This window comes from Arthrobacter sp. I3 (assembly GCF_000520575.1).
Taxonomy (GTDB): domain Bacteria; phylum Actinomycetota; class Actinomycetes; order Actinomycetales; family Micrococcaceae; genus Arthrobacter; species Arthrobacter humicola_A.
Window position 1 is genome coordinate 1 of sequence record NZ_AZSB01000534.1, and the last position, 7058, is coordinate 7058.

Annotated in this window: 5 protein-coding genes and 2 rRNA genes; 5 read left to right on the forward strand and 2 right to left on the reverse strand. The window is 67.1% G+C overall.

What is annotated here, in order from left to right; genetic code table 11:
• The 5 genes from Y706_RS0102240 to Y706_RS0102260 all read left to right on the forward strand — a co-directional run.
• Positions 1-117 (forward strand): 23S ribosomal RNA (locus tag Y706_RS0102240); the annotation flags it as partial.
• 218 nt (positions 118-335) lie between these two features.
• A 5S ribosomal RNA gene (gene rrf / locus Y706_RS0102245) occupies positions 336-452 on the forward strand.
• A 582-nt stretch (positions 453-1034) separates the two neighbouring features.
• Positions 1035-1322: an HU family DNA-binding protein gene (locus Y706_RS0102250; RefSeq protein WP_011776355.1), complete on the forward strand. Its 288-nt coding sequence runs from the start codon at positions 1035-1037 to the stop codon at positions 1320-1322.
• A 329-nt stretch (positions 1323-1651) separates the two neighbouring features.
• Positions 1652-3739 carry a bifunctional copper resistance protein CopD/cytochrome c oxidase assembly protein gene (locus Y706_RS0102255; protein ID WP_253906671.1) on the forward strand — a complete coding sequence of 696 codons (2088 nt, stop codon included), beginning with the start codon at positions 1652-1654 and terminating at the stop codon, positions 3737-3739.
• Positions 3736-5694: an NHL domain-containing thioredoxin family protein gene (locus Y706_RS0102260; protein ID WP_028275305.1), complete on the forward strand. Its 1959-nt coding sequence runs from the start codon at positions 3736-3738 to the stop codon at positions 5692-5694. Before Y706_RS0102255 ends, Y706_RS0102260 begins: the two co-directional genes overlap by 4 nt.
• 106 nt (positions 5695-5800) lie before the next feature.
• Here Y706_RS0102260 and Y706_RS0102265 read toward each other — a convergent pair whose 3' ends face one another.
• Positions 5801-6793: a hypothetical protein gene (locus Y706_RS0102265; protein ID WP_028275306.1), complete on the reverse strand. Its 993-nt coding sequence runs from the start codon at positions 6791-6793 to the stop codon at positions 5801-5803.
• Between the two features lie 134 nt (positions 6794-6927).
• On the reverse strand, positions 6928-7058 hold a 131-nt coding region (locus tag Y706_RS29950), incomplete at its 5' end, for a DUF853 domain-containing protein (RefSeq protein WP_253906672.1).

The window sequence follows — 7058 nt, forward strand, 5'->3', positions numbered from 1 at the left end:
ACACCTTGTGTGTGAGAGGCCCCCAGCCAGACCACTGGGTTGATAGGCCGGATGTGGAAGCGAGGACTAACGACTCGTGAAGCTGACCGGTACTAATAGGCCGATAACTTACACCACACACTCTTCCCGTGAACGGATTCAAAAGACGTTCACACCAGGGAAGGGTACAAAGAAACAAGACTGCTTGCGTCCACTATGTGGTTCCCAAACAACAAACCCGTTACTTGACGGCACGTTGCGACAGGAACAAAACCACAACAAAATAACAACACCACAGATGTTGTAACCACCAGATTTCCCCACCCCCAACAACGGGCCGGTGGCGGAGCAAGGGTTACGGCGGTCATAGCGTGGGGGAAACGCCCGGTCCCATCCCGAACCCGGAAGCTAAGACCCACAGCGCCGATGGTACTGCACCCGGGAGGGTGTGGGAGAGTAGGTCACCGCCGGAACACCATTAACGGTCGAGGACCCCCACCACCAGGTAGGGGTCCTCCCGCATTTAACCGGCCTTTCAGGACTTGACCCGTGCCTTCGGCGGCCCGGACCCGAGGGATCGGCCTCGAGGGATCGGCCGCCCGCCAGCCCCCGGCTACGTGCCCAGCCGAACCCGGGTCGCGGCCTGCGAGAACACAGGTCCCAGGGCCCGCCACGAGCGCCCCACGACCCCCGGGCGGCCGGCAGGGCATCCAAGACGGGTGCCGGCGTCGCCCCCGCCAAGGCCCCCCTCACGGCCCGCCAGGACCATGGGACCGGTGCCCAGCGGGCAGCGCCCGGGCTGGCTTCCTGGCGGCGGAAAGTCCGCCGGCGGGGACGGCGGCGGAACTGGGTGAAACGGCACCGACGAGGGGGCTTCCGCTCTCGGCGCAATTTGACGGCGATCGGCGCCCGATTCCAGTGATTTTCCCCAAAAAAGGCCGAAAACACGCGGAATTTGCCACCTCTGAGGCGCCAAGCTGGTAAGTTTTCGAACAGTGGTTTGTACGCATGCCGTGTGCAGGCTCCAAAAATCGTGACCGTCCAGGAGGACATAAATGGCTAAGAACCGTAGTGAACTTGTTGCAGAGGTAGCAGGCAAGGCCGGCACCAGCCAGGCAGCAGTCAACTCCGTGCTCGACGCACTGTTCGAGGTCTTCGAGACCTCTGTCGCCGCGGGCGAGAAGATCACCATCCCGGGCTGGCTCGCCGTAGAGCGCACCGACCGTGCAGCTCGCACCGGCCGCAACCCGCAGACCGGCGAGACCATCCAGATTGCCGCTGGCCACAGCGTCAAGCTGACCGCCGGCTCCAAGCTGAAGGCTGCAGTCGCCAAGAAGAAGTAGTCTTCTTCGCAGGCTTGAAAGGAGCGGCAACCCTCGGGTTGCCGCTCCTTTTGCGTCCCCGGCCAGTCCCCGGCCAGCCGCCGGCCAGTCCCTAACCGGTCCCTAACCGGTCTTAGGCCGGCCGGGCTGCCTTCCCGACCAATCTGCAGCCCTTTGAAGGCCGCGCCGGCTGGACGGATCCCCGGAGGCCCAGCCGCCGGGGCCGATTCGCTGAGCAAGGCGGCGTAGCGGACAATGGAGGTGTGCCTTCCGCAGTAAATCCCACGCCCACAACCGCAGCGCCCGTTCCCCCCGGGGACGCACGCGGCCCTGGCTCCGGTCCCGCCGGGATTGCCCGGCCTTGGCTGATCGCAGGCCTTGGCGCGTTGTTTATTGGCCTGGTAGCGGCACTGATCTTCTCCGGCGCAGCAGCCGCCCGCGAGGTCTCAGATCCAGGTGCGCTGGTGCGCTGGGGGCTTCCGGTGAGCAAAGCGATCCACAACGTCGCTGTCGCCACCGTGATCGGCGGCCTTATCTTCGCCGTCGGCATCCTGCCGCGAAACAGGAACAGCTCCCGGTCCAAGGAGCAGGACGCCCCGGAACATCCGGCCTTCACCCGGGCGCTGGCCGTGGCAGCGGCCGCCGGCGCCGTCTGGACGCTGTCCGCGATCACCGTACTGGTCCTGGGCTACGCGGACATTGCGGGGCAGGGCATCTCCGGGGACCCGGAATTCACCCGCTCCCTCGTGTACTTCATGACGGACATCGAAACCGGACGCGCGTGGCTGGCTGTCGTCATCATCGCCGCCGTCGTTACCACCGCCCTGTTCGGAGTGCGGTCCCGCGGCGGCCTGGCACTGACGTTGGTCCTTTCGCTGATCGGTCTGGTTCCCGCTGCCCTGATCGGACACTCCTCCAGCTCCAGCGACCACGAGGGCGCCATCAACTCGCTCGGCCTGCACCTGGTCGGCGTATCGGCATGGGTGGGCGGCATCATCATGCTCGCAGTCCTCTCCGGCGTCCTGGAAGGCGCAGGCGCCGGTGCCCGCACCTCCGGGGCAGGCTCGGGGACAGCAGACATCACCGAGCCAACCCTGCGCCGGTTCTCATCCCTGGCCGGCTTTGCCTTCGCCCTGGTCTTCGCCTCAGGCGTGATCAACGCCAGTATCCGCCTCACCACATGGGCAGACCTCTTCGGCTCGGCCTACGGGCAACTGATCCTGGCCAAGACGGCGGCGGTCCTGGTGTTGGGCGGCATCGGGCTCATGCACCGCCGCTGGGTCATCCCGCAGCTGGGCAACCGCGCCATGGGCAGGTCCGCGCGCCGGGTGTTGTGGCAGTTGGTGATCGTGGAGCTGATCATCATGGGGGCGACGTCCGGGATCGCCGTCGCGCTGGGGCGTTCCGCCCCGCCGCAGCCCACCACTTTCGCCCCCGACGCTTCGCCGGCCTTCATCCTCTCGGGCTACGAGTTGCCGCCGGAACTGACCCCGGACCGATGGCTCACGGAGTGGCGGCTCGACTGGCTCTGGATCGCCGTCGTCGTTTTTGGCTTGGTGTCCTACCTCCTTGGCGTACGAAGGGTGCTGAAACGGGGAGACTCGTGGCCCTGGTTCAGGACGGTCAACTGGGTGCTCGGACTCATGGTCCTCACCTACGTGACCTCGGGGCCGCCGTCGGTCTATGGCAGGGTGCTGTTTTCGGCGCACATGGTGGACCACATGGCCCTGACCATGGTGGCCCCGATCTTCCTGGTCCTCGGCGCCCCCGTGACGCTGGCACTGCGGGCGCTCACCGCCCGGCGCGACAGCTCCCGCGGCCCGCGCGAGTGGCTCATGATCTTCATCCACTCCAAGTTCTCGCAACTGGTGACCCACCCGCTGTTCGCGGCCGCCAACTTCGCCGGCTCGATCGTGCTTTTCTACTACTCGGACGCGTTCGGCTATGCGATGCGGGACCACGTGGGCCACGAACTCATGAACCTGCACTTCGCCCTCACCGGCTACATCTTCGTGCTCACCATGATCGGCACCGATCCGTTGCCGCGCCGCGCACCGTACCCCATGCGGCTGCTGCTCCTGTTGGCCACTATGGGCTTCCACGCGTTCTTCGGCGTCGCCATCATGGGCGGCACCGGGCTGCTGGCCGCCGACTACTTCGGCAACCTGGGGCGGACCTGGGGTCCCGCGGCCCTGCTGGACCAGCAGATGGGCGGTGCCGTGGCGTGGGGGATCGGCGAAGTGCCAACCCTGCTGGTAGCGATCGGTGTCGCCGTGATGTGGTCCCGCTCCGACGCGCGCGAGTCCAAACGCACCGACCGGGCGGCGGACAGGAATAACGACGCCGATCTCACCGCTTACAACGATATGTTTGCCAAGCTGGCCGAGCGCGACGCCAGGCTTGCCGAACGCAATTCAAAGCTGGAAGGACGCTCATGACCGAAACCGTACGCACCCACCTCCGGGTCCGGGCCTCCGAACTGGTGGGCCGCAACTGGCTTAACACCGGTGGCAAGTTCCTGGACCTTGAATCCCTGCGCGGCAAGATCGTGCTGCTGGACTTCTGGACGTTCTGCTGCATCAACTGCCTGCACGTCCTGGACGAACTCCGCCCGCTCGAGCAGCAGTACTCGGATGTCCTCGTGACGGTCGGCGTGCATTCGCCCAAGTTCGAGCACGAGGCCGATCCCGTGGCGCTGGCGGCCGCCGTCGAACGCTACGAGATCCGCCACCCTGTCCTCGACGACCCCGAGCTGGACACCTGGAAGGCCTATACGGCCCGGGCCTGGCCGACCCTGGTGGTCATCGATCCCGAGGGCTACATCGTCGCGCACCTCTCCGGCGAGGGCCACGCGGACGGCCTCGCCGTCCTGATCCCCGAGCTGATCGCCGAACACGAAGCCAGGGGCACCCTGCACCGGGGCGACGGCCCCTACGTGGCGCCGGAACCGACGTCGGGAACGCTGCGCTTCCCGGGCAAGGCCCTGTTCCTGCCCGCCGGCCGCGGCGTCGGAAGTGCCGGCGACGGCTCGTGGCTGGTGACCGACACCGGCCATCACCGGCTCGTGGAACTCTCTACCGACTTTCAGACCGTGCTGGCCACGTACGGCTCGGGCGAAAAGGGCCACGCCGACGGCAACGCCGCCACCGCCCGGTTCAACGAACCGCAGGGCCTGGTGCTGCTGCCCGAGGATGTCGCCGCGGCCGCCGGTTACGACGTCGTCATTGCCGACTCCGTGAATCACCGGCTCCGCGGGCTGTCCCTCGCGGACGGCACCGCCCGGACGCTGGCCGGCAACGGCGTACAGCGGCTGCTGGAAACCGGCCCGGCCCGCGTGGACGAGGAAGGCGCCGCCTACGGTACCCGGCTCGAGGCGGACCCGCTCGCGGTGTCCCTGAGCTCGCCGTGGGACGTCGTCTGGTCCACCAAGCTCAACGCCGTGGTGGTCGCGATGGCGGGAGTGCACCAGATCTTCAGCTTCGACCCGACCTCCGGCGCCGTAAAGATCATCGCCGGCAACGGCCTCGAAGGGCTCCTGGACGGCCCGGCCGCTGAAGCCTGGTTCGCCCAGTCCTCCGGCCTTGCCGAAGACGCGGACGGCAGCATCTGGGTCGCTGACTCCGAGACCTCCGCCCTGCGCAAACTCGTGATTGACGACGCCGGCAGCATCACCGTGGAGTCGGCGGTGGGCAAGGGCCTGTTCGACTTCGGCTTCCGCGACGGCCCCGCCGCGGAGGCGCGGCTGCAGCACCCGCTCGGCGTCACGGTTCTCCCTGACGGTTCCGTGGCCATCGCGGACACGTACAACGGCGCAGTCCGCCGCTACGACCCCGCAACGGGCACGGTCTCCACACTGGCCCGCGGACTGTCCGAGCCCTCGGACGTGATTGTGGACCACACCCAGGTCGCCGGATCCGAGCCGTTGCTGGTGGTGGTCGAGGCCAACAAGCACCAGCTCGTGTACGTGCCCATCCCGAAGGAAGCCCAGCAGGTGGACGAGGGTGCGGCACAGACCCACCGGCCCAAGAGCCCTGTGGCGCCTGGGCCGCTCGAACTGGCGGTCCGCTTCACGGCGCCCACCGGTCAGAAGCTGGACGACCGCTGGGGCGATCCCACCCAGTTGAAGATCTCGTCCACACCCCCCGAACTGCTGGTCTCCGGCGGCGGGACGTCCGTGGGGCTCCTGCGCACCCTGGAGCTTTCCTCCGACGTCCCCGAGGGCGTCCTGCACATCACCGCCCGCGCGGCGGCCTGTGACGGGTCCGAAGACGCCGACGGCGAGATCCCGGACCATGCGGCCTGCCACCTCTACCAGCAGGACTGGGGAATCCCCGTGCTCCTGCAGGCCGACGGAGACACCGAGCTGGTCCTGGACCTGCGCGGAATGGACTGAGCCGCTGCGCCAAGGCTGACCAAAAGGCTGCTGTCCGTGACCCTGCGTCACGGACAGCAGCCTTTAGGCTTTCTTCGGGCCCCCGGCCGCGGAGTCCCGGCGGGTACTAGTAGTCCAGCTGCGGCGTGAGTTTGACGGTGTCGCCGTCGATGTCCAGACGGGTCGTGAAGCTGAAATCGTGGACGGAGTCGATCTCGGACACGGCGCCCGAGAACAGATCCTGTTGGCGGGCCTTGATCCGGGCCTTGCCGTCGAGGGGCGCCACCACCCAGCGGCCGCCGAACGGCTCGATGCTGACGCTAGGGTAGTCCGTGATGCTCCAGTCGATGGTTCCGTCCATCACGCGGTTGTTGGTGGCGTGGTAGAACGGGCAGTTGGGCTGCAGCTTCTGCTGCTTGTCGGCCTCGTCCGCGCAGGAGTCCAGGAACTCCTTGACCTTGCCGCTCACGGCCTCCTTCAGGGCGCCCGTGGCCTCGGTCAGCAGGTTCAGCGATGCCGGAGGCGCGTCCGCGGCCGACACGGTGGCGCGGGTGGCCGGGGCGGAGAAGTACTGGCCGTTCAGGGTCGCCTCGTACTCGCCCGGGTAGAAGACAGCAAAGGAGTTGCGGCCGTTGGGCATGTTCACCGGCACCCCGTTGAGGGTGGCCTCGCTGGAGTTGACCACGGTGACGTCCAGGACGGGCAACTCAGAGGGGACGAAAGACCATCTGTGGAAGAACAGCCACTCGGTGCCGGAGCGCTCCAAAAGGAATTCGGTCCGCAGCTTGTTACCGTCAACGGTGTACTCCATGGGCACCATGACCCGATTGGCACCACGCTCTTCCGCGGCGCCAAGCTTGACGCCGGAGATGCGTGCCGCAGCGGTTTGCAGGGCCGTGCCGTCGAGCATCGCCGGGTTGCTTTGTGGCACGGAGGCGCGCAACAGGCCCAGCGCCTTTTCGCCATCGCCCTTTTGCAGGGCACTCAAATATTCGCGGACTGGCTGCTGGGGCCCTGCAATGGAGTCGTTCACCAGATTGATCGACACGATGGCGCCGGCGACGGCAAGCATCAGTCCCAGCAGCCACACTGCTGCGATTTTGACCAACGCCTGACTCATCTGCACCATTCTTACGTTACCTGTACCCCACAGGAATCCCGGTGTCACAGTCCGCATCTGTGACGCGGAGCATGGCTGAAGGCCGCCCGGCCCGCGGGCCGGGAACGTTCGGTTGGATGCCGCCGCGGTGATCCCTAGCGGCGGCGGCGTTTGGAGGAAGTGCCGAAGACGCCGCGGAGCAGTTCCCTGCCAAGCTGGGTCCCCAGCGAGCGGGCCATGCTCTGGAGGCCACCGCCCAGGGCCCCGGCGAGTTCGCCGCCGATGC

What these genes read in the sequence shown, in the direction of transcription:
- Y706_RS0102250 (WP_011776355.1), top strand. Translation starts at nt 1,035, where the DNA reads ATGGCTAAGAACCGTAGTGAACTTGTTGCAGAGGTAGCAGGCAAGGCC.
- Y706_RS0102260 (WP_028275305.1), top strand. Translation starts at nt 3,736, where the DNA reads ATGACCGAAACCGTACGCACCCACCTCCGGGTCCGGGCCTCCGAACTG.
- Y706_RS0102265 (WP_028275306.1), bottom strand. Translation starts at nt 6,793, where the DNA reads ATGAGTCAGGCGTTGGTCAAAATCGCAGCAGTGTGGCTGCTGGGACTG.